The following is a 23388-nucleotide window of genomic DNA, read 5'->3' on the forward strand; positions in this document are numbered from 1 at the left end:
GTTGCTCGGAGCATCCCTAGACAAGGATCAGCCTGACAACCCGATTAACTATTTTCATCGTATTCCGGCCCATGCTAAACGCTTAACCACCTACCGAACGATGATGAATATTTTCACCGCCTGCCACCCTGAAGACCTTGATACCGCCTACCACTACTTGCTCAAGCACGAAAAAACCAGGCACGACATTATTAATGATGACACCTTTGCGACAGTGATAGAAAAAGCATTTGCATATTATAAAGACGTCATCGCGCCTGCGTATCGTCCGCGCCTGTTGGATACACAGTCAGCCGCCTTACTGCACTCATTTTCAGCGCAATTAAAGCGCCTTGATGTAAAAAACAAGTTCATCACCTGCCTGCTGCTCAACCCGATAGTTGACAGTGTTGGATTTCGCTGTCAACGGGATGCCTACAAAACGATATATGCGTGCCTGTTTGGAGACGAACACGGCCCCCGACTTGCTGAATATATCAACTTTCTGGGGGTGCAGGCTTTTTGTGAAAAACTTGACTCAAGGATTCAACAAGCTGCTCATGATAGGGAGTATGACCCGATGAAAGAAGACACACACGCGAGCCAGGAAGCCTTGCAAATGTCCGATGCAGCGAACCATACGGCCAAATCCGAAACGTTAAACACATCGGATCAAGCGCCGGAAGCTATCGATTTTGACGAGATCAAGGCACGCGCAGAAGCGTATGCACTACACTTAAGAAGCCATAGCGAGTCTATCGCAGAAAGCCTTTCCGGCTTTGAATGCTACAACGTGGCAGTGGATGAAATAGAACGCTGTATCGAGTTCCTGGAAAATATTGAGTTGAACAGATCATTCTTTGAGCGCCGGGTGAACTGTGTCACAAGCTACCTGCCACTCAACCAGCCAATTTACGCAACGACGTGCTTTGGCATTATTCCTTCGCTACTGGCCCGCTCAGCATGGCTTCGGCCTCCAACTGCCATGCACCCGCATTATAAAAAATTGCTGAATCCGTTAAAACTCGACCACTTCTTTCCCAACTTACATGTCTCTTTTGCCGACAAAGATACGTTTGTTAGTCAAACCGCAGCGATCTCGGACGCGGTGATTTTTACCGGCACCCCGGAAAATGCAGCCAAGGTCAGAAAATCTTACTTGAAACGGACGCTCTTCATTCTTAACGGCGCAGGTCATAACCCCTTGGTAGTGGCAGCCGATGCCTGCATCACGACGGCCGTGGAAAGCGCTTTGAGAGTCGTATTATATAACCAAGGCCAGGATTGCGCTGGGCCTAATAGTATTATGGTGCACGTTGAGGCCTACCCTGAATTCATTCGACAGCTGCGCAAAGAACTGACCCGATGTGAAGGCCTTGTAGGCGATTACAAGTGCAAGAAAAATATTGTCGGACCCAACAGTGATCCCGACCATACGCTGAAAGTCATGAAAATGTTCAGAGACTGTCGTGAACACTGCACCTATGGTGGCGAAATAAACCCTGTCAGCGGGTTGATCAGACCGACAATATTCGAGCGACCCTTGTCTTTAGGCGGCAACTACAAAGAGTTTTTTGCACCCGTATTTTTTGTACAACTTTATAGCGACGATGCTGAACTGGCGTCCTATTTTGAACACCCACTTTACTCACCAAACTCTATGTACATCTCCTTGTTTGGCAGCAGCGATTATATCAGCGGCCTCATTGAGCAAGGAAAACACGACCCCTGCACAGTGCTAAGTAATACCGACCTGCACATTGTCGAAAAAGGTTACGCCCCTTATGGTGGACAGGGTGTCGCGGCCTCGTGTCTTTATGTAAACGGCGTGCGCATCGCCAAACCGACCTTACCGCAACGTGATATCCACGAACATCTGGTTGCGCACCCACACCACTAACGTGGCTTTCAATGACCCAGTCAGTCAGAGGCATGAGTGATGAACAGAGTGTTGTTGGCGGCGCTTATCCTCGGCGTCTCCATTGTCGGTTTGAGCATTGGTTCGACCGTACCGGTGGTGGCGTTGCGCCTTTACCAGGCAGGGGCATCAAATGTACACATAGGCATCATGTCTGCGCTGCCGGCGGCGGGGATGATGTTATCAGCATTTATTGTGGAACGGCTCTGCAAACACTTGAGCCGCCGCCATATCTACCTGTATTGCTTCAGCCTTTCCACACTGAGTATTGCTGCACTGGAAGTGCTTCCCTCATCGCTGGCAATTCTGGCAGTCGCCAGGCTGACGATGGGGCTGGCAGCGGGGACCATCATTATTCTGGGAGAGTCATGGGTCAATGAAATTGCCATGGACTCGTACCGGGGGAGGATTGTCGCGATCTACACGACATGCTTCACGGTCTTTCAGCTGCTTGGGCCAGCGATGGTGTCAGTGTTTGGCACTGCCGGAGCGCAGGTGAACGGCGTAGTCATCGCCGGACACTTTGTAGCGCTGGCGGTTATCTGGTTCATTCTACCCAGCCACATGACCGGGCCGGGTGACAGCAAAGACAAAACATTCTCGGTACTTGGCTTTATTCAAGTCGCACCCGCCTTGTGCATGGGAATCATTTTTTTCTCGTTTTTCGACAGCGTCATTCTATCGCTGTTCCCGGTTTATGCTGCTGACCATGGCTATACGATCAAACTCGCGGCATTGATGGTGACCGTTATCCTGCTGGGAGACGCGATGTTTCAGTTTCCACTGGGCTGGCTGTCGGACAAAGTTTCAAGGCCTGCGGTTTATCTTGGATGTGGCGTACTGTCTCTGGTCATCGGAATGAGCATGTCCTGGTTGATGAATTACCCGTTGCTCATATGGCCATGTCTAGCAGTGCTGGGTGCAGTGGCAGGCGGTGTTTATACCTTGGCAATCATTCTCATCGGCGAGAAGTTCACGGGCCGAGACCTGATAACCGCCAATGCAAGTGCCGGCCTCCTATGGGGAGTAGGTAGCTTACTCGGCCCTTTGGTCAGCGGAGTAGTAATGACAGGCAACGCAAATGGCCTGCCATTGACACTATCAGCAGCAGCACTACTGTTCGTCTTCTTTGCGCTGCAGTTGCTGAGGAAAACCGCTCGGGTCAAGGCATTGCCATAAGTGTAAGTACAATGGAGGCCTAACACTCACTGAGGCAATGCACCTGACTCACAGTCAACTCACTGGGCGGTTTTGTGATCCAGAGCGGCGTAAAAGTTGGCGCTTTGCTGCAGGTATTTAGTGGTGTAGGTCTGGGTGGCGTGAGCTTTCTTGTCGCTTACTTCCACACTTGCGCTGGCGGGCAGCACGACGCTTGCCGAAATGGCTGATGCAGCGATGATGGAGAAAAGATTGAAGTTCATGTCGGTCACCCCTCGTTGTCTGTCTGTGCATGGGTTTGAAGCGTTGGCCGTCTTTGGCCGTGACTCAAACTTACGCCCGAGGGGTGGCTCAGCAGAAATCTTTTGTAGCACTAACCCATATCACCAAGAATGATGACGGCTCCAGCCCCTGACTCTGGAGGGCTGAAGCCGACGGGCCTTACTTGTCAGTCAGAAAATACAGATACGACGGTGTATCCACATCGAGTTTCTGCACCGTGTCGCCGAGCATCCCGCTTTGCGGATCGCGGCGTACGGTCACGATCTGGTTGCTCTTCTGATTGGCAAACAGCATGAACTTGCCGGTCGGGTCAAAGGCAAATTCGCGAGGCTCCTTGCCTTCGAGGGAACGACGCTGAATTTCTTCAAGCTTGCCGCTGGCCTGATCGATCCGGAACACCACGACCTGATTGGCTTCACCACGATTAGTCACATACAGAAACTTGCCATCCGGCGAGGTGTGCAAGGCGCCTCCACCGTTTTTCTGCTCAACACCCTTGTTCTTCAAATCGACCAGTTGGGTCTGCTTGAAGGCACCGTCATGGTAGTCAAACACGGCGACCTGGGCGGTCATTTCCAGCACCAGCCAGGCATGTTTGCCATCAGCACTGAACAGGGTATGGCGTGGTCCTGTACCGCCTGGCAACTGCACGAAAGGCTCTTTGGCTGGCTGCAGCGGCTTGGTCTGGCTGGCGTCGTAGCGGTACACGAACAGCTTGTCGGCGCCCAGGTCGGCAGTCACCACATACTTGTCATCCGGGGTCGGCACGGCCAGATGCACATGCGACGACATCTGCCGCTCACTGTCGACCTTGCTTCCAGGCCCCAGCGGCAGGACCTGAACGGCCTCGCTCAACTTGCCGTCCTTGCCCACTGGCACCACTGTCAGCGCGCCACCGGGGTCAGGGTTTACTGCGTAGTTGGCAACGAACAGGTAGCGACCGTCGCGGCTCAGACTGGAGTGCGTGGGTTCTTCGCCACGGCTTTGGACCTGATTGACGGGCGTTATCTGACGGGTTTTCGGGTCGATGGCAAAGCTGCTGACCTTGCCGATCACATCCTTCTGGCCCGGTCCGTTCTCGTTGACCGCGAACAGATAACGCTGGTCTCGAGATAACGTCAGCCAGGAAGGGTTATCGGATTTGACGACCTGCAGCGGCTTGGCGTCGATCATCCCGGTTTCGCTATTGAAGCCAAAACGGTAGATCCCTTCACTCTTTCCTTGTGTGTAGGAACCCATCAGCAACTCAGTGTCGGGCATAGGCTGGGCCTGCAGGGAAAATGCGCTCATGGCACTGGCAATCGCCAGCCATGGCAGAAGTTTATGGGGCATGGGGGCATCCATCTTGTTATCGAATGTAGTGCCTGTTACGGCACTGTCGGGTCTATGACAGCGCCAGCCCGCATTTAATCAATCCTGCGCAGAATCATCTTCGTCCGAAGGGGTGAAAGCGTCGAGGCAGATGATCCGGTGATCGGCATTGCCATCGTTGACGACCCAGCTTTGCAGGGATTCATCGAATGTTGCAGCTTCGACCTGGGCTTTGCTGAAACGCCATACCTTGCGCTCGCGGCCGTCCATGCATTCAACGTTCAGTTCATCACCCAAGGAGAAGTCCCAGGCGTGCAGACCGTCGATTTCCAGCATGGTGGTGGCTTCGAGGGCGGCGAACAGCGTGGTTGGCGAAGTGGTCATGATGGTTATCCTGCCTGCAAAAGCGCGAATGATAGGGCAAAGGCAGGGGGAGATACACCGCTGATCGCCTTGCTACTCGGTCAAGAGCGCACAGAACGGCATGCCAGCGCGGGACGCAGGCATGCCGAAGACCAGCATCACAATTTGCCGATACCGCCTGGCTGAAACACCGCTTCGCTCGGTGCCAGGCCGTTGATCAGCGGCTGACCGAACTCGGCCTGGCTGACCTCGAAGCGATCCCCCGGCTGAGTGCGCACGCCATCGGCAAACGACAGGGTCGCGGTGCCGAAAAAATGCACATGGACGTCGCCGGGCCTGAGGAACTGGGCGTATTTGAAATGGTGGTATTCGAGGTTTTCCAGGCTGTGGCACATGTTCGCTTCGCCGCTGAGAAATTCCTTTTCCCACAGCACCTTGCCGTCACGCCAGATGCGGCTGGTGCCCGTCAGGCTTTGTGGCAAATCGCCCACACGCAACTCCGGCCCGAACGAACAGGCGCGCAGCTTCGAATGCGCCAGATACAGGTAGTTGCGACGTTCCATGACGTGGTCGGAGTACTCGTTGCCAATGGCGAAACCCAGACGATAAGGCTTGCGATCATGGCCGATCACATACAACCCACTCAGCTCCGGTTCCTCGCCGCCATCTTCGGCAAACGGAGGCAGTGAAAACGAGTGGCCCGGACGCACGACAATGCTGCCATCGCCCTTGTAGAACCACTCCGGTTGCACACCGGCCTGCCCCGCCGCTGGCTTGCCGCCTTCAACGCCCCATTTGAAGATGCGCATGGTGTCAGTCATCGACGCCTCATCGCCGGCCTGCTGGTGCATCTTGTCGCGCGCCGACGCGCTGCCGAGGTGAGTCAGCCCGGTGCCACTGACCAACACGTGCGCCGGATCAGGATGGTCTAGCGGCGGCAGGATGCGCAGGTCACTCAGCAGTTGCGAATAATCATGAGTTTCGCCAACGCCACGCTGTTCGACCTGATGCGCCAGCACAGAGCCCGCCTCGATAGCCGCCAATGCCAACTCGCGGACACTCTCGACTCCCTGCACTTCACGCACCTGATCATCGTCGACCAGCCCGACACGGCGCTGACCATTGCTCAATTCAAACTGTACTAACCGCATGAAAATCTCCTTCCAGAATAGTGGGAAGCTGAAAACCTATCTCGCCTTGGCACTGGCCGCGAAGTCGGATACCGGCAGCACATGTTTGCGCTCCAGAACGTGATACACGATGCCGGTCAGCAGCAGCCCGAACACCATAACGCCGGACAGGAAATACAGACCGGACGCCAGGCTGCCGGTCATTTCCTTCAATGCACCGATCACGAACGGCCCGATGTACCCCCCAAGGTTGCCGACCGAGTTGATCAGCGCTATACCGGCTGCCGCACTGGCACCGGCAAAGAAGCGTCCCGGCAAGGTCCAGAACACAGCCGTACAGGAAAACAAAGCGAACGCCACGACACACAGTGCGGCCAGTTGCGCCACAGGTAAAGTCAGCCATGCACTGCAGAACAGGCCGATGGCACCCAGCACATACAGCACCGCCAGATGCCCGTAACGGTCATTGAGCCTGTCCGAACTGCGCGGCACGATCAGCAGGCCGATGATGCCGAAGATGTAGGGCACCGAGGACACGAAGCCAGTGGTCAGGTCACTGCCGCCGAACTGTTTGATCAGCGTCGGCAGCCACAACCCCAGACCGTAGATGCTCAGAGTCACCGGCAAATAGAACAGCGCCAGCAGCAGAACGCGCTTGTCTTTCAAGGCGTGCAACGGGTTGCCGTGACGGGTCTGGCCGTATTCTTCCAGGTCTTTTTTCAGTTCTCCGGTGAGCCAGTCTTTCTCGGCCTGATCCATCCACTTGACCTGTTGCGGACCGTCCGGCAGCCAGCGCAGCACCGGCCAGGTCAGCAGAATCGCTGGCGTGCCGATCACGATGAACAACCACTGCCAACCGTGCAGGCCAAGCACGCCGTCCATGCCCAACAGACCGCCGGAGACAGGTCCGGTGATCATCATGGCGATGGGTTGCGAGAGGATGAACAAGCCGAGGATCTTGCCGCGATGGCCAACCGGAAACCATTGGGTGATGTAGTAAAGCACGCCAGGAAAAAAGCCTGCTTCAGCGGCGCCGAGCAGAAAACGCATCACATAGAAACTGTGAGGCCCCTGCACAAACGCCATGCCAATGGTGATTGCGCCCCAGGTGATCATGATCCGCGCAAACCAGCGACGTGCACCGAAGCGCTCAAGCATCAGGTTGCTGGGAATTTCCAGCAGAAAGTAGCCGATGAAAAACAGCCCGGCGCCCAACCCATAGGCCGCGTCGCCAATACCGATGTCCGCGCCCATGTGCAGCTTGGCGAAACCCACGGCAGAACGGTCCACATAAGCGATCAGGTACAGCAGGATGAGGAATGGAATCAGTTTGAACGTGATGCGGCGTATAAGCCGCAATTCCTGGCTCATGTAGGCGGTCTCCCTTTGTTTTTGTTATGGAACCTGCGGGGATGACCTCTGTGCCTGGGTGCTGAATGACACCGCACGTGCGCCAGGATAATCCCTCGTCTACGAATGACTATATAGTAATACTATTTAAACTGACAACTCTTCCAATACGCGTTTTTTAGGCTTACCTTAGCCAACAGTATCGCCATTAAGTCTTACAATAAGAGAGCCGATCATGTCTGACTCCGATAAAAAACCGCCCCTCCGTTCTGCCCAGTGGTTTGGCACTGCCGACAAGAATGGCTTCATGTACCGCAGTTGGATGAAGAATCAGGGCATTGCCGACCATCAGTTTCAGGGCAAGCCGATCATCGGCATCTGCAACACCTGGTCGGAGCTGACCCCCTGTAACGCACACTTTCGGCAGATCGCCGAGCACGTCAAGCGTGGCGTGATCGAAGCAGGTGGCTGGCCGGTCGAGTTTCCGGTGTTTTCCAATGGCGAATCCAACCTGCGCCCCACTGCGATGTTTACCCGCAACCTGGCAAGCATGGACGTCGAAGAAGCGATTCGCGGCAACCCCATTGATGGCGTCGTACTGCTGACCGGTTGCGACAAGACCACCCCTGCCCTGTTGATGGGTGCCGCCAGCTGCGACATACCCGCCATCGTCGTGACCGGTGGGCCGATGCTAAACGGTAAGCACGAAGGCAAGGACATCGGTGCTGGCACCATCGTCTGGCAGATGCACGAATCCTACAAGGCCGGGACTATAAGCCTGGACGAATTCCTCTCCGCCGAAGCTGGCATGTCGCGCTCGGCGGGCACTTGCAACACGATGGGCACGGCCTCGACCATGGCCTGCATGGCCGAAGCACTGGGCACCTCATTGCCACACAACGCCGCCATCCCTGCTGTGGATTCGCGACGTTACGTGCTGGCCCACATGTCCGGCATGCGCGCAGTCGACATGGTCCGTGAAGACCTGCGTCTGTCGAAGATTCTCACCAAGGCCGCGTTCGAAAACGCCATCCGGGTCAATGCCGCCATTGGCGGGTCGACCAACGCTGTCATCCACTTGAAAGCCATCGCCGGACGCATTGGCGTCGATCTGGATCTGGACGACTGGACCCGCATGGGCCGGGGCATGCCGACCATTGTCGACCTGCAGCCCTCCGGGCGCTTTCTGATGGAAGAGTTCTACTACGCGGGCGGCCTGCCCGCCGTGCTGCGACGCATGAACGAAGCCAGACTGCTGCCTAACCCCGACGCACTCACCGTGAACGGCAAGAGCATCGGCGAGAACACCTGCAATTCGCCAATCTACGGCGATGACCAGGTGATTCGAGCACTCGACAACCCGATCCGCGCCGACGGCGGTATCTGTGTACTGCGTGGCAACCTCGCGCCGCTGGGCGCAGTGCTCAAGCCATCGGCTGCAACACCGGCATTGATGCAGCATCGAGGTCGTGCGGTGGTGTTCGAGAACTTCGAGATGTACAAATCGCGGATCAATGATCCGGATCTGGACATCGACGCCTCCTCGGTCATGGTGCTGAAGAACTGCGGCCCCAAAGGCTACCCGGGCATGGCAGAGGTCGGCAATATGGGCCTGCCAGCCAAACTGCTGGCCCAGGGCGTGACTGACATGGTGCGTATCTCCGACGCACGCATGAGCGGCACGGCTTATGGCACCGTAGTGCTACACGTCGCGCCGGAAGCTGCCGCCGGCGGACCGCTTGCCGTGGTCAAGGAAGGCGACTGGATAGAGCTTGATTGCGCCAGCGGGCGTCTGCATCTGGACATCCCGGAAGCCGAACTGGCTGCGCGTCTGGCCGACTGGCAAGCACCACCGCAACTGCTGCTTGGCGGCTATCGCCAGTTGTATATCGATAAAGTGATGCAGGCCGATCAAGGCTGCGACTTTGACTTCCTGGTCGGTTGCCGGGGTTCAGAAGTGCCTCGTCACTCGCACTAGTCACCCGCATTACTTGCACTAAAAGAAGCGGCGGTCCCTTGTTCTGGCGACCGCCGCAAATCTTGTGCGATGGTATGATGCCCAGCAATCACTGCCAGGACAGACTTGCGTTCCCATGGATTATCGAAAGCCTTCCGACCGAAAAAGCATGCACGCCCGCATCGTCCAGGAACTGGGCATGCAGATCGTATCCGGGCGTTTCAAGCCTGACGAAAAGCTGCCTGCCGAAGCGCTGCTCTGCGAAGAGTATGCCGTCAGCCGACCTGTGTTGCGCGAAGCCACTCGGGTACTGGTCGCCAAAGGGCTGGTCTACTCGCGACCTCGGGTCGGCACGGTGGTCAAGGCTCGCCGTGAGTGGCACCTGTTGGACCCCGACGTACTGCACTGGGTAATGCAGAGCTCACCGCAGAATGAATTCTTCCACCTGCTGACCAGCGTGCGCGCAGTCATCGAACCGGCTGTTGCAGCACTGGCTGCGCAATACGCCACGGACGCAGAAATCGAATCGATCCACGAAGCATACCTGCGTATGGAGGCGGCACCGACTCCGGAAGACCTGCTGCAACCGGACCTCGACTTCCACAGCCGCATCGCCGACGCTACGCACAACGACCTGCTCGCGCACTTGTGCAACATGCTGTCACTGGCACTGCGCGAAGCGCTCAAATACTCCAACAAACGCCCCAACCTGCACGAACTGGCCATGCCGCGCCACAAAGCCATCCTCACTGCCATCCAGAACCGCGACGCCCTTGGCGCGCGGCATGCCTCACTGGTACAACTGGACGATGCGCGCAATGCGCTGAGCGTGGTGCTGAGTGGCGGTTGATCGACTCGACTGAATGGATAACTTCCTTGAACTGTCCATTCGCCGTGTTTATTAATCAGGCACGGCGAACACTGCTGTTCTCTGATACCAGTCTCTATATCTTTTATTTACGTAGGAAACATCTACTTCAGTAGTACGACATTTATCAACCCAGCGTAAGCCCTGTCTTGAATTAGCGCAAACGGCGATCCGCCCTTTCCGAAAATATAAACTAATGCTATCTCTCCCTGCACGTTAATTAAGACATTACGCCTTTCCATATACGTCGATTAAACACATCAGACGTCAGGAAGCTGTGCAGCCTGCAGAAAAAACACCACTCAGGGAGAGTTGCATGAAACTTCTAGCCATTGTCCAGGGTGATACTACAGACCACGGAGGGGTTGTTATAAAGGGTGACCAGACAAAGCGCATCAATGGTTTCCCGGTGGCGCACAGAGGCTGTGACGTCATCTGCCCATTGCATGGCGCCAGCAAAATCATTGGTGAAGAAAACAACCTCCATATCGAAGGGAACACTATCGCCTTGGAGGGCGACCTGACCAGCTGCGGGGCTAAATTGATATCTACACAACAAAGCTTCTTCAGGGTTGGAAGACGGTCGAGTGCTGTTGAGTCTGCGCCGGCTATTTCAGTCGGTAATGATCAGAGTGTAACCAGCGAGTGTGCAGTGGATGAGGTGGAGCAGTCAGCTGATTCATGGGTGGGTCAGCGGGCGTCGCTCGCATGCGATGAGCGTTTTCGTCTATTCGATCAGAAGCGTTCCAGCCTTGGTCATCTCGGCTATGTGGTTATGCAAGACCAACGTTGCACTGCAGTCGGAGTGCTTGACCTGCAAGGCTACAGCCGCAGCCACACAAGTCCTGCGGTCATCGCTCTACAACTCGCAACCACCGCCCCTTGGCCGGTCATGGAGTAACCCCAATGTCCCTGAACGATTTCCAACGCACCAACGCTTTGGGCCCAGACACCTACTACGCTCTGCCGCAAGGAGCCTCACATACCTACGCCCCGACAGACACCCCAGCCAAAGAAGTCATTATCCAGAGCCTGGCCCTCTCCCGCCTACCCGGAGCCATGCGCAACATGGGGTGGGACACGGCAGCGGCGCTGATGCAGCGCTGGTTTGACAGTCCTGCGTGGGAGATGCCGGAGGAATGGAAGGAAGAAAAAACCAAGCCTTCACCCTTGAGCCTACATCCAGCACATTGTGATGATGGCATCGTAAAAATGGATTGGGCGATGAAATTTGAACGGTGCCAGAATGCCTTAGAAGCAGCCAAATTGCTGCTAACCACCCCGAACGGGGTAAAACAGCTAGAAGATAGATTAAAAAAAGCTGGCTGGGATGGGGAAAGTTTTTTTGAGCTAGGCTCTACATCCATGTCAGCTCTACAAATAGATGCATCAACGCAGGTAAACTTTATAAAACTTGGTGAGCCATGGGACGTACTCGATGACATGTACGGCGCCTTAGGGATAGCCACGCTAAAAATTGGTGTGACAGGAAATGCATTTACTAAAAAACACGCGATTACACTAAAATATCACCGTTACTTTCATGTAAAAAACATGGGATTCTACATAAGAGATAACTACGACTTCAATGGTTTTCAATACCTCGGCACATGGACAGAAAATCGGGTGCTTACCAAAACCGAGACCGTTATAGCCATAACTCCACAAGGCCAATTGATAATAAAATTAAAAAATGGACCATTCGCTGCCATTACTAATGGGAATTTTCGAGACTACAGAGAAGAAGTAGGTAAGGGCGGTGATTTCGTAATTTACTCAGACGTATTGTGGGAAAAAGCCGACCAGATGATTGACCTAGGATTATCAATTTGAAAATGCTCCTTAAAAAATATAGATTTTTTTTAGCTTATATCACTATATCAACCGGTCTATTGACTGCCTCTGACTGGTGGGAAAAAGGCTTGGCAGAAAATCTAGGAGATCCCGTCATTAGCCCAAACGGGTGTTATAGAGTGGAAGCATTTAAACCTTTTTGGATTTTGCCAGACATCTTTCACCCAGAACCCGACGTCAATGAGATTAATGCGCCCAAATGGTTTCCGTGGTGGGGATATCCGGCTTTTTTTAAACTTTATGACAATCGCAACGGGCAGTTAATATCCGAGACTACTATTTATGACCTGGAAGTAGCCGGTGGAGAAATAACATGGGGATCCGGGTCCAAAACTGTTTTTATAGGGATGATCCCCGTTGGACCCAACACACCTGATTGTATTGGTGATCAGCCAGACGTGTCGGGATATGATCGATGACGCCAGCGAAGCGACGCGTAACTTTTTTCCTCGCTTACATTACTATCGCAGGCAGTCTCTGGATAGCCTCTGAATGGTGGGAAAAAGGATTGGCTGAAAAATCAAGCGGCCCGCACATAAGTCCGGGCGGATGTTATCGGGTAGATATACTCCAACCATTTTGGGTCTTACCGATGATATTTCATCGAGAACCCGATCCCAACGAAGATCAACCACCCACGTGGTTTCCCTGGTGGGGTTACCCAGCCTTTTTTCGACTTTATGATCACCGCACTGGCGTATTGATTTCAGAGACGAAAATTTACGATCTGGAGTCATCGGGCGGAAAACTGTCATGGGGAAGTGGATCGGGAGATGTGATGTCCGGTTTGATCTCCATAGGACCCAATGCTCCTGATTGCAGGGGTGATCACCCTGCTCGCCTGAAGCCTCAACGACGGGAACACCAAGACGCTGACCGTTTCAATGATCGTTACCACGCGACGCGCTCAGCGTCGTATACAAGCCCGGAACAGCCAGGCAAGCATTGCCTTTCAGGAAGTTAAGACGGCTGCGAAGCGACACTCAAAAAACTGGCTGCCGATTCCCGGCAGATCGTGGACGAGTCCACTCCTACGTGACGAGAGATTGCGGACAAGCGAAGCGTCATCCGTTCCGCTTCATAGGTACCCTTTCTCGGGCTGTTCAGGACTGTGTATGACGCTGAGCGCTCCAGCATGGAAACGCACTTTTCGACACTCTGCGCCGCAAAAGGACGCAGAGTGACAGGCCGCCACGGGCTCAATGCGAAAACAGCGAGTTGCCCACCTTCCCCGCCATCTTCTCCGGTTTGATCAGGAACCGCGCCAGCGCTGGCAGCAGCCACAGGGCGCCGAACATGTTCCACAGCAGCATGAAGGTCAGCATCAGGCCCATGTCGGCCTGGAACTTGATCGCCGAGAAAATCCAGGTGCACACACCAATAGCCAGGCACAGGCCGGTGAACAGCACGGCCTTGCCGGTGGATTTCAGGGTTTGATAATAGGCCTCCTGCAAGGGCAAACCGGCGCGCAGAAAGCTTTCCAGGCGGCTGAATATATAGATGCCGTAATCGACGCCGATGCCTACGCCCAAGGCCACCACCGGCAGGGTCGCGACTTTGACGCCGATGCCCATGAACGCCATCAGTGCGTTGCCCAGCACAGACGTGAGCACCAGCGGCAGGACGATGCACAGGGTGGCGGCCCAGGAACGGAAGGTGATCATGCACATGCCGGCCACGCAGATGTATACCAGTATCAGAATGACCAGCTCGGACTGTTTGATGACCTCGTTGGTCGCCGCTTCGATACCGGCGTTGCCGGCAGCCAGCAGGAATTGCATGTCCGGTTTGTCATTCTGCCTAGCGAAGTCCTGCACGGCGTGTACGGCACGGTCGAGGGTTTCGGCCTTGTGGTCGTTGAGGAAGACCAACAGCGGGGCCAGCGAACAGTCAGTGTTGTACAGGCCATCAGCGCGGGCGATGGAGTTGTTCAGCACGTCCTTGTTACGCGACAGGCTTTCCCACTTCAGGTTGCCCTCGTTCATGCCCTTGATGACCTGTTTGGAAACAGTCACCAGCGAAATGGCCGACTGCACGCCCTGAGTGTTTTCCATTTTCCAGGCCAGTTCGTTGATCGCTGACAGGGTCGAATACGCCGAGCAGCCCTCGGGCGGTGTCTTGACCATGACCACTAGCACGTCGGAACTGGTCGAGTAATGATTGATAATGAACGCGTTGTCCTGGTTGTAGCGCGAGTCTGGGCGCAGCTCGGGCGCACCCTGGTCAAGGTCGCCGATCTTCAGGTTCTGGCTGTACCAGAGGCCCCCGCCGAAGGCCAGCACTGCCAGTGCAATCGAGACCGGCGCGACTTTGACGCTGGCAAAGTTCGACAGCAGTCGCCAGAAAGGATGCTCGGAGACGGCATCCTGCTTGCTGCGGCTGATCGCCCGCTTGCTGATGCCCACGTAGGAAATCGCCACTGGCAGCAGGATCAGGTTGGTGAATACGATTACCGCCACGCCAATGGACGCACCGATTGCCAACTCGCGAATCACACCTATATCGATGATCAGCAAGGTGATGAACCCTACGGCGTCAGCCAGAATCGCGATCATGCCTGGCAAAAACAGCTGGCGAAAGGTACGACGTGCAGCGGTCAGGGCATTGTCTGCCGCGCCGGATTGCAGGGCGATGCCGTTGATTTTTTGTACGCCGTGGGAAATACCGATGGCGAAGATCAGAAACGGCACAAGCATGGAGTACGGATCGATACCGAATCCCACCACATGCATCAAACCTAGCTGCCAGATGACCGCGATCAGTGTGGTGCTCAGGACCGCAACGGTGCTGCGAATGCAGCGTGTAAACCAGATCAGCAGCACCAGCGTGATCAGGAAGGCGATGCCGAAGAACATCACCACCATGAACAGACCATCGATCAGGTCGCCGACCTTCTTCGCGAAGCCGACGATGTGAATCTTGATGGTGGGATTCTGCGCCTGATATTTATCACGAATCTTGTCTTCAAGCTGGTGCGAGAACTGCTGATAGTCCAGCGCCAGTAACTTGCCCTGATCGGCAGGGTCCGGGTAAGACTCCTGCAACGGCACGTCAATGATGCTTGACCTGAAATCATTGGCGACCAGGCGCCCCACCTGCCCGGACTTGAGCACGTTGTTGCGCAGTTGATCCAGACTCGCGTCCGAACCGTCGTAGCTCTGAGGAATGACTTCACCGCCGGCAAATCCCTCCTCTGTCACCTCGGTCCAGCGTACGCTGGGGCTCCACAGCGATTTGAGCCCGGAGCGGTCCACTCCCGGAATGTAAAATACTTCGTCACTGATCTGGCGCAAGGTCTCCATGTAAGCCTTGGAGAAGATGTCCCCATCCACCGCTTCGACGGAAATGCGTACAGTGTTGCCCAGGTTCCCCAGGTCATTGCGGTGCTTCATCATGTTCTGGACGAACGGATGCGACAGCGGGATCATTTTCTCGAAACTGGTGGAAGGCCGAACCTGCAACGCCTGCCAGAACAGAAAGACACTGGTCAGCAGGCAAAGGAAGATCACCGCAGGGCGATGATTGAAAATCAGGCGTTCGAGAAAGGTGGCCTTGTCGTCTGAGTCTGCTGGCTGTCGAAGAGTGCTCATGCCTGAATATTCCCGCCCTGAGGTTCTTATTGTGGGGTCGTCTCGGCGCCTGCTGGCGAGGCGACGCGTACGCCACCCTGCCCTACGAGAATCAGATTGCCCTGAAGGTTGGCGGCGACACCTGCCAGCGAAATACGGTCGGGGCGATTGAAAACCTCGAATGTTTCGCCATCGTCGTGGCTGCGCATGACGCTGCCACCGTTGCCGACCAGCACCAGCGAACCATCGGTCAGCAGAGTGGCGCTGGCCAGGCCGAATTCGACAGGTCCTCGCGCGCCTTTGAGCTCGATGGGTTGCCAGCTATCACCAAAGTCGGTGGAGCGAAACAGGTTGCCGCGCAACCCATAAGCCAGCAGCGTCGAGGGCTGTGCCGTGCCGGTCACACCAAACAATGACCCTTGATAAGGACCTTCGATCTTTTCCCAGGTCTGCCCCTCGTCACCCGAGCGAAACATGCTGCCTGCTTCACCCACGACGAACAGCCCCGCCTCTTTCACCTGAGCGATGGCGTTCAGGTGGTATTGATCTTCGTTGTCCAGACGATCGCTGATGTCCTGCCAATGCTTGCCGCCGTCACCGGTGCTCAGCAAAACGCCGTAAGCACCCACGGCCAAGCCGTTGTTGAGGTCCTTGAACCAGACATCCAGCAACGGTGCTTCGCGTTTCAGGTCCTCGAACTGCTTGCTCCAGCTTTTGCCGCCATCGTTGCTCGCCAGTATCTGGGCGTCGTGCCCCACAGCCCAGCCGTGCTGCTCATCGACGAAAAAAACCGCCGTCAACAGCTGGCGGGTAGGCACGCTGGCCTGCGTCCAGGTTGCGCCCTGATCATCGGAAAACAGGATATGCCCATGATCACCGACGACCACAATGCGTGCCCCGGCATGGACGACATCCAGTAGCAGGCCGCGTGAGGCTTTGGCTGATTCGATAGCGTAAACGGCGTTATTTTCAGTGGATGCTGCAATCGGCACAGAACCGGACTCAGCCGAGGCAAACGCGCATGAAACAAGCGTCATCAACAACAGGCCGGCGCATAGCCGGGTGCGCCGATGGAAAGGCTCACGCATGGACTTCTCCCTTTTCTTATTATCAGAGGGTCGCTAAAACAGCACCGACCAGCCCTTGCAGCCCCACGCCCGTAGCCGTCAGGCCATGCCTTTGCGCAAGCTCGGCCATCCTAGGCAGCTTTGCAAATGCCTGACAATCGCCATGTCGTTATCTTTTGTTAAGCGCTGTGGATGTGATTGATCGAACATCACGAGCAATGATCGACCCGCACCGTCGAAAGACTCGACAGGTGCTCGGTTATCGAACGCCGCTGCGGCGCAAGGCAACCGGTTTGAATGCATTTGCAGGGGGCACGGGTTGTGAAAAATCACTGGTGCCAGATTCTTGATTGTCCAGATTCTGGACGTGATAGCGCCGGGCCTGAAGGTCATGAAAGACGTCCAGCGCAGACCAGGTGGTCGGCAGTTCGTAGTAGTTTTTCAAGTAGGCCATGGAGACCCGCCACAAGTGACCGCGACCGTCATATTGATCAACGATTGCAGCCTGCCAGCTGTCTTCGTCCAGATACAGCGTGCGCCGCGAGTACACATGCCGCGCCGAAGGTTTGAGCGTGCCCTCCACCACCCAGACCCGATGCAGCTCATGCCGCGTGTACGCCGGATTGAGGTGTCCGACCTGCAACAATTGGCGATAGGAGATGTCCGGGCTGGATATCCGGTAATTGTTGTAGGGAATATAGATTTCGCGTTTGCCCAGCAGCTCCCAGTCGTAACGGTCCGGCGAGCCATTGAACATGTCGGTGTCATCCGCCGTACGCAGCCCCTCAGAGGCTGGTATCGGCAGGTCATAGGCCAGGCTCGGCGCCCGCCGTACCCTGCGTTGACCGGTACTGTAGGCCCAGGCCTGACGCGGCTCCTGTACCTGATCGAGCGTTTCGTGAACCAGTACTGCGGAGTCGGTCATCCGTGCCTGGCACTGAGTGAACGACAAGTAGTAGAACAATACGTTATCGAGACTGGCGAAGCTGCCGTACGGGTCATAGAAGCGAAACAGGATTTCCTGTCGCGAGGTGACCGGCTTGAAACTGCCGTCGCGCTGGACGGCGACTTCAGAGGCACGGCGCACCACGTAATGGCCTCGATACCGGGCTATGTGGTTCCACACCGCTTGAATGCCTTTCTTCGGAATGGGAAAAGGAATAGCACCATAGGCATCGGCAAAACCGTTGCCGCCATCGATGAGACGGGCTTTTTTCGCGTTGCGCCGAGCGTTGTCGTATACCCATTGGGGTGCCGACCCGGAGCGCCGGGTCGGGTAGATAGGCATCTGATAACTCTCGGGGTAGGCCTCGAACATCGCCACTTGGCCTGGTGTCAGCCGCGCACGATAAAGATTCAGGTTGGCACGGGTGATGCTGAACAACGGCCTGTCACTGGCATAGGGATCGATGTGCCGCGTGCCGGCCCCTTGATACTCCGGCGGGGGGCGAGTGATTCCGCCGCTCCAGGCCGGTATGCTTCCGGCTGCATTGCCAGCCATTTCGCCTCCAAGTGGCGTCAGCCCCTTGCCCAGCGTCAAGCCATCGCTGGCCGTGCTGATGTTGATCGTAAGCAGCAGCGCCAGCGCGAGCCCTATCCATTGTTTAACGAGCACAGTGGCTCTCCTTGTTTGACTGGCCGGAAAAGCGTGCCTGGCAGTGCGCCCCCAGGGTGGCAGCATGAACGGGTTCAATATGCTTGAGGCATGAGCAACTGTCCGATACACGCCGCCTGTGCAAGCGGCGTATCGGACAACTACACAGTGATCAACTGAACAAATAGAACATGCCGATCTTTTGGGTCGGACACAGACTTACAAAGCACTTGCCTGACTCACCCTTACGCGTGACGGAATAAGCAATCCGGTAGCGGCGAGCAGGCAGAACGGTGCATCCCGATGCAACCTGAATGCCAGAACACCCAAGGCAAACAGATCAGGAACACTATCAAGTACAGTTCAGATCATTCAGTGAATGTTCTTTATCAGCGAGTCTGCAAGTTCAAGAAAGACGGTTTGATTGTCTGACAGCTATTGAAGTCAGCCCGACAATTCTTGCCGGCTGTTATCAGAAACGTACACCGTCCGTAACAGTGAAGTGTTACGCATTCGCGCAAGTAACACGCGAACGGAATATGCAAAGGGATCAATCAATGACCGCATGCGGCAGAAAACGGCTGGTGTCTTTGGTGATCAGGCTGTCGTCCTCGCGTATCCCGATGCCTGAAGCCAGGTCACCGATGACCCAGGAACCGATCAACGTGTAGCTGTCACCGAATTTCGGTAGCGGCGAATATGCCTGGAGAATATAAGGCGCATCCGTGTAGGGGCCGTCGACCGCAATGACCTGATCGCCTGGCGTGCGCATCTGGATGTTGGCGCCTTCGCGGGAAAAGTAGGGTTTGCGCACCCAGCCCTTGGGCACCGGTTTAGTTGCGTCCAGATCGACAGACGACGGCAGCAGGTTCGGATGTCCCTCATTGAATTGCCACAATAATGGCAATATGCCTTTGTTACTGAGAATCGCCTTCCACGCAGGCTCGACGAATTGGGTGCCGCTGGCGGGCACATGTTTGCCAAATTCCTCGTGAAATATGTGTTCCCACGCATGCAGCTTGAACAGGCGTTCGATCCAGCCCCCTTGCAGATCGACAAAACGCCCGTCGGCATCGAGCCCGATGTCTTCGATGTCGATATGCCGGGCGTCAATGCCAACGTGCGCCGCCATGCGCCTCAGGAAATCAGTCGTGCCACGGTCCTCGACAGAGCCGGACATGGCGGAAAAATAGAATGGGGTCTGTGCCGAAAATTCTGCGAAAGCCCGCACCAGGTCTTCTGCGATCGAATTGAACTGGGTGGCACGCACGGGCAGGACCCCGCGCGCCATCTGCTCTTCGAGCCAGAGCAACTGAAATGCTCCGGCCTCCATCAGGCTGGTCGGGGTATCCGCATTGATCTCGTACATCTTTGCCGGCCCTGTACCGTCGTAGGCAAAGTCGAACCGTGCATAGAGATGCGGGTGCCCTTGTTTCCAGGACGTCTGGATCACATCGAAAAACGCTTCCGGAATTGCCAGTTGGCGCAGCAGCTCTTCGCTGTCGACCACCCGTGCCACTGCATCCAGACACATCTGGTGAAGTTGCTGGGTGGGCTCTTCCAGGTCGCGGGTAATCTGCTGTTCGGTGAACAGGTAGTACCCGCGCTCGTCCCAATACCGCTCGCCGTCGATGGTGTGAAAGTTGAAACCTTCACGCTCCGCCGTCTGGCGCCAGTCCGGGCGTTCCTCGATGCTTATCTTCTTCATGGCCCGTTCCGTCAGCCTCCGAAGCTGCTGCCGCCGCTGCTTTTACCGCCCCAGCCGCTGCGTGCCGAAGCCTGGCTGCCGAAGCCACCACGCGAAATGGTCGATGACACCGACGACGAGCCAGAACCCGAGCTGCCCAGATTACGCCCCAGGGTGCTCTTGCCGTAGCTGCGGTCCGGGCTGGATTGAGCCTGGGTCGAACGGCTGAAAGTCTTGCCGCGGTCGATCTGGCTGGGCAAAGAAGAGCTGTAATACCCACCCCGATCATCACGCGTCTGATAGATGGGTTGCGAGTAACGGTTGCCGCCAAAGCCGTTGCTGAGCAAGTTGCCGATCAGCAGACCCGCCATCAGCCCGGTGGTGCCACTCATGCCGGCGGGAGCGGACTGCGTGACTTCCTGATTGGCTCTGTCCAGCGCTTCCTTGGGCACCTGCCCGGAGAAGCCCAGCTCGAAACCGCCCATCTTTGGTACGTATTTGCCGTCGGACGTTACCTGGCAGTAATCCGGCACGAAGTCCGCGTCGCAGGACGCCTTGTCATCATAAGTCGGGGCAATGCGCCGATGGTCGGACAGCGCCTGCATGTAGGCGTCCGAACACACGTCCACCGGCACCTTGGCCTCGACGCATTCCTGCACCGACTTGAAATTGGCCTTGGCTTCGAAATTCTGTTTGCTTTCAGACGGGCCACACCCGGCCAGAGCCAGAGGAAGCGTGCTGGCAAGTACCAGTTTTACTGAACTACGTCTCATCATGAGTCTCCTTGTTCAAGGCTGCTGTCAGACCGATGGGGTCATGCAGGCGGCGTTGAGAAGACCGACGCTGATCGCGACGCTGGCCGAATAGATGGCGGCTGCCAGCTCGCCCCTGGCAATGCGGGCAGACAGGCCCTTGAGCACCAGGCTGGTGACGCCGAACGCCAACAGTTGCACCACGGCAGCAATTACCACCCAAACGATCACGTCCAGAATGCTGATGCTGTAGGTGATGATGTTGCTGGCCGGCAACGCGAAACCGATCAACGAGCCACCCAGTGCCAGTGCAGCGGCGCTGTTGTTCTCGCGGATCAGCGCGAACTCCTTGTGCGGCGTGATCCTGCTGTAGATGAACTGGAACAGCGCGAACAGAATCGCCGCAACCAGGATGTACATGATAAAGCCGAACACGGCAGTGGCATTGAGCGACATACGCAGCGCGTCGATCATGAGGATTTCCTTGTCAAAGAACGTTGATATCAGTGGATTGCAGCGTGATGCCTACCGCCGTGGTCAGCGTGATGCTGCCCTCTTCGTCTTCCTCCACGGAAAACAGCAGAAACTCACGGCGATTGATCAGGCCCGTTTCGCGCGCGTACAGCATGCTCAAGTGTCTGACGCGATAGGCCGCGTCAGGGCTGACGATGTCTTCGTCCAGCGGTGTCAGCTCGGTCTGGCCTGGCGAAGTACCCCACTGGCGTTCGAATACTTCGCCGTCGTGCTCGTAGGTCGGCAGGCCGATCTTCGACGACGGGCCGGTCAGGCGCAGCAATTCGTCCTTGCTGGTGATCGGCTCGGCGCTGTAGTAGCCGAACAGAATGATATCCTGCACGTCTTCCGGATTGGGTCCGTTGCTGACCACTTGCAGGAAGTAGTCCTCGTTATCCAGATAGAAACGATGAATGGCCATCGACTGGCCCAGGTCGACACACCCCACGGCCCAGACTTTTTCGTCGCCGGGGACGACCACCTCTGAATGGCCTTCGAGCAACAGCTTCAATGAGCTGTCCAGGCACAGCATTCGTCCGGACGCCAGCCCGAGCGGGCTGAGCGTGCCGACTGATCGTTCGCCATCACCACCAGATGCCTTGGGTGCTTCCAGCCCCATGGCACGTTTGAACCAACTCATAATCCATTTCCTTGCAGTCGACGGGAGACGATATATAAATCTCTTTAACCGGAACAGGCGCACGGCTCGCGAGACGGGTTCATTTCGGCGCGAGTAATGTTCTGGAATGCATCAGCCACGCCACACAAACACCCGCCAGCGCACCGGCAATGTGTGATTCGAATGACACACCGGCCACCGGCACGAAGCCGAAAACCAGCCCGCTATAAGCGGCCACTACCAGCAGCGCGATCAGCACGCTGGCGATACTGCGCTGGTACCAGCCTCGCGCCAGCAGATAAGCCCACAAACCGAAAATCAGGCCGCTTGCGCCGACATGAATATTGCTGCGTCCAAAGCACCAGACCAGCAGCCCGCCCAGCAGGCAAACCAGCCCGGCGACCCACGCATAGCGCCTGACCCCCTCAGTAGCCACCAGCCAGCTCAGCACAATGAACGGCAACAGATTGCTGATCAAGTGCTGAATCGAGCCATGTATGAAGGGAGCGAAAACAATTCCGCGCAGCCCGGTAAGGCTGCGCGGAATGATACCGAAATGAACCAGAGCGTTGCCGGTGATCGAGTTTATTGCCTGAACCGCAAGCAACACTGCCGACAGTACGAGGATGACCTTGAGCCGTTTGGAGTACTCCATTGACCGTCCCCGCCTGCCTCGTCGCTACGCTTACTGAGCCGGCGTCTGGCTTTTGGCTTTCAAACGCGCGAGCACGTCTTCCGCACCACCGCTATTCGCACCGATCCCGGCATCCTGCAGGCGGCGCTCAAGATCACTGCCGCTGGACTGGCTGGCCAGTTCCTCGGCGGCTTCGAGCTTGGCATCCTGTTCGTCCTGACGCTGCTTGAGGCGCGCCAGCGAACCCACGGCGGTTTCCACTGCGCCACTGGCGCCACCGGTTGCCGTAGCGGTCGCAACCCGGGCGCGCTGCACGGTTTCGCGGGCCTTGGCCATCTCGACCTGTTGCTTGAGGCTCTTGATGCGCGACTCGGCCTTGATCACCTGCTCCTGCAGCAGACTGACCTGCTTGCTGAACTGGTCAGCCAGTTCCTGTTCCTGATCACGCAGGGCCTCGATCTCGGCAATCTTGTTGGCGCATTCAACAGCCAGAGCTTCTTCACCCTTGTTCAGCGCCTGCATGGCGCGGCCTTCCCAGTTCGCGATGCTGGTGGCATGTTCTTCAAGGCGCTGTGCCGACAACTTGTGCTTGGCCTTGATGGTGATCAGGCCGTCACGCGCCTTGACCAACGCGTTCTCTGCGTCGCGGATCTCCTGATCCAGAATGCGGATGGCGTTGGCATCGGCGATCGATTCGCCCACTTCGGAAGCGCCACCACGAACGGCAGTCACCAGTTTTTTCCAGATACTCGTAGTCATGAATGTTCTCCGCCTGACAGCGCT

21 protein-coding genes and 2 pseudogenes are annotated in these 23388 nt (G+C 56.3%); 9 read left to right on the forward strand and 14 right to left on the reverse strand.

The features are described from left to right. The 3 genes and pseudogenes from ALO43_RS03615 to ALO43_RS32015 form a co-directional block, all read left to right on the forward strand. Positions 1 to 1879, forward strand: a 1879-nt coding sequence (locus tag ALO43_RS03615; RefSeq protein ID WP_054997119.1) for an aldehyde dehydrogenase family protein, incomplete at its 5' end; no start/stop codon positions are given. A 39-nt stretch (positions 1880 to 1918) separates the two neighbouring features. Then, positions 1919 to 2449, forward strand: a pseudogene (locus ALO43_RS32010) (MFS transporter); the annotation flags it as partial. A gap of 87 nt (positions 2450 to 2536) precedes the next feature. Then, positions 2537 to 3076, forward strand: a complete 540-nt coding sequence (locus tag ALO43_RS32015; protein WP_371906420.1) for an MFS transporter — start codon at positions 2537 to 2539, stop codon at positions 3074 to 3076. A gap of 59 nt (positions 3077 to 3135) precedes the next feature. Here ALO43_RS32015 and ALO43_RS03625 read toward each other — a convergent pair whose 3' ends face one another. The 5 genes from ALO43_RS03625 to ALO43_RS03645 form a co-directional block, all read right to left on the reverse strand. Then, positions 3136 to 3318, reverse strand: coding sequence for a hypothetical protein (locus ALO43_RS03625; protein ID WP_005892360.1), 183 nt, complete (start codon positions 3316 to 3318; stop codon positions 3136 to 3138). A gap of 178 nt (positions 3319 to 3496) precedes the next feature. Then, positions 3497 to 4669 (reverse strand): lactonase family protein, encoded by a 1173-nt coding sequence (locus ALO43_RS03630; RefSeq protein WP_024669738.1) that lies wholly within the window; start codon positions 4667 to 4669, stop codon positions 3497 to 3499. 78 nt (positions 4670 to 4747) lie between these two features. Further along, positions 4748 to 5032, reverse strand: a complete 285-nt coding sequence (locus ALO43_RS03635; protein WP_005892356.1) for a DUF5629 family protein — start codon at positions 5030 to 5032, stop codon at positions 4748 to 4750. 137 nt (positions 5033 to 5169) lie between these two features. After that, positions 5170 to 6162, reverse strand: a complete 993-nt coding sequence (gene araD1, locus ALO43_RS03640) for an AraD1 family protein (protein WP_024669736.1) — start codon at positions 6160 to 6162, stop codon at positions 5170 to 5172. A 36-nt stretch (positions 6163 to 6198) separates the two neighbouring features. Further along, positions 6199 to 7512 carry an MFS transporter gene (locus ALO43_RS03645; protein WP_024689845.1) on the reverse strand — a complete coding sequence of 438 codons (1314 nt, stop codon included), beginning with the start codon at positions 7510 to 7512 and terminating at the stop codon, positions 6199 to 6201. 214 nt (positions 7513 to 7726) lie between these two features. Here ALO43_RS03645 and ALO43_RS03650 point away from each other — a divergent pair, with 214 nt between their 5' ends. The 6 genes and pseudogenes from ALO43_RS03650 to ALO43_RS31290 form a co-directional block, all read left to right on the forward strand. Next, positions 7727 to 9469 carry an IlvD/Edd family dehydratase gene (locus tag ALO43_RS03650; RefSeq protein ID WP_024689844.1) on the forward strand — a complete coding sequence of 581 codons (1743 nt, stop codon included), beginning with the start codon at positions 7727 to 7729 and terminating at the stop codon, positions 9467 to 9469. A gap of 115 nt (positions 9470 to 9584) precedes the next feature. Beyond that, complete coding sequence (locus ALO43_RS03655) at positions 9585 to 10298, forward strand: FadR/GntR family transcriptional regulator (RefSeq protein WP_024669733.1); 714 nt, start codon at positions 9585 to 9587, stop codon at positions 10296 to 10298. Between the two features lie 334 nt (positions 10299 to 10632). Continuing rightward, complete coding sequence (locus tag ALO43_RS03660) at positions 10633 to 11217, forward strand: PAAR domain-containing protein (protein ID WP_054997120.1); 585 nt, start codon at positions 10633 to 10635, stop codon at positions 11215 to 11217. A 5-nt stretch (positions 11218 to 11222) separates the two neighbouring features. After that, positions 11223 to 12149, forward strand: coding sequence for a DUF6402 family protein (locus tag ALO43_RS03665; RefSeq protein ID WP_054997121.1), 927 nt, complete (start codon positions 11223 to 11225; stop codon positions 12147 to 12149). After that, positions 12146 to 12589, forward strand: coding sequence for a hypothetical protein (locus ALO43_RS28210; protein ID WP_053486685.1), 444 nt, complete (start codon positions 12146 to 12148; stop codon positions 12587 to 12589). The genes ALO43_RS03665 and ALO43_RS28210 overlap by 4 nt, the downstream gene beginning before the upstream one ends. Continuing rightward, positions 12586 to 13023 (forward strand): annotated as a pseudogene (locus ALO43_RS31290) (hypothetical protein); the annotation flags it as partial. The gene ALO43_RS28210 and the pseudogene ALO43_RS31290, both read left to right, overlap by 4 nt. A gap of 346 nt (positions 13024 to 13369) precedes the next feature. Here ALO43_RS31290 and ALO43_RS03670 read toward each other — a convergent pair. The 9 genes from ALO43_RS03670 to ALO43_RS03710 form a co-directional block, all read right to left on the reverse strand. Next, positions 13370 to 15760: an efflux RND transporter permease subunit gene (locus tag ALO43_RS03670; RefSeq protein ID WP_054997122.1), complete on the reverse strand. Its 2391-nt coding sequence runs from the start codon at positions 15758 to 15760 to the stop codon at positions 13370 to 13372. A gap of 26 nt (positions 15761 to 15786) precedes the next feature. Then, a complete protein-coding gene (locus tag ALO43_RS03675; protein ID WP_054997123.1) occupies positions 15787 to 16827 on the reverse strand; it encodes a WD40/YVTN/BNR-like repeat-containing protein in 1041 nt (346 codons plus the stop codon). 238 nt (positions 16828 to 17065) lie between these two features. After that, positions 17066 to 18421 carry a DUF1329 domain-containing protein gene (locus tag ALO43_RS03680; RefSeq protein ID WP_054997124.1) on the reverse strand — a complete coding sequence of 452 codons (1356 nt, stop codon included), beginning with the start codon at positions 18419 to 18421 and terminating at the stop codon, positions 17066 to 17068. A gap of 529 nt (positions 18422 to 18950) precedes the next feature. Continuing rightward, a complete protein-coding gene (locus ALO43_RS03685; RefSeq protein WP_054997125.1) occupies positions 18951 to 20108 on the reverse strand; it encodes a glutathionylspermidine synthase family protein in 1158 nt (385 codons plus the stop codon). Positions 20109 to 20119: 11 nt separating this feature from the next. Continuing rightward, positions 20120 to 20860: a DUF1190 domain-containing protein gene (locus ALO43_RS03690; protein WP_024669728.1), complete on the reverse strand. Its 741-nt coding sequence runs from the start codon at positions 20858 to 20860 to the stop codon at positions 20120 to 20122. Between the two features lie 27 nt (positions 20861 to 20887). Then, positions 20888 to 21313 carry a DUF350 domain-containing protein gene (locus ALO43_RS03695; RefSeq protein ID WP_024669727.1) on the reverse strand — a complete coding sequence of 142 codons (426 nt, stop codon included), beginning with the start codon at positions 21311 to 21313 and terminating at the stop codon, positions 20888 to 20890. A 13-nt stretch (positions 21314 to 21326) separates the two neighbouring features. Further along, positions 21327 to 21992: a YjfK family protein gene (locus tag ALO43_RS03700; RefSeq protein WP_024669726.1), complete on the reverse strand. Its 666-nt coding sequence runs from the start codon at positions 21990 to 21992 to the stop codon at positions 21327 to 21329. Between the two features lie 79 nt (positions 21993 to 22071). Next, positions 22072 to 22626, reverse strand: a complete 555-nt coding sequence (locus tag ALO43_RS03705; RefSeq protein WP_024669725.1) for a rhomboid family intramembrane serine protease — start codon at positions 22624 to 22626, stop codon at positions 22072 to 22074. A 30-nt stretch (positions 22627 to 22656) separates the two neighbouring features. Continuing rightward, positions 22657 to 23364: a PspA/IM30 family protein gene (locus tag ALO43_RS03710; protein ID WP_054997126.1), complete on the reverse strand. Its 708-nt coding sequence runs from the start codon at positions 23362 to 23364 to the stop codon at positions 22657 to 22659. Positions 23365 to 23388: the final 24 nt, after the last annotated feature.

The sequence above is a fragment of the Pseudomonas tremae genome (genome assembly GCF_001401155.1).
GTDB lineage: Bacteria > Pseudomonadota > Gammaproteobacteria > Pseudomonadales > Pseudomonadaceae > Aquipseudomonas > Aquipseudomonas tremae.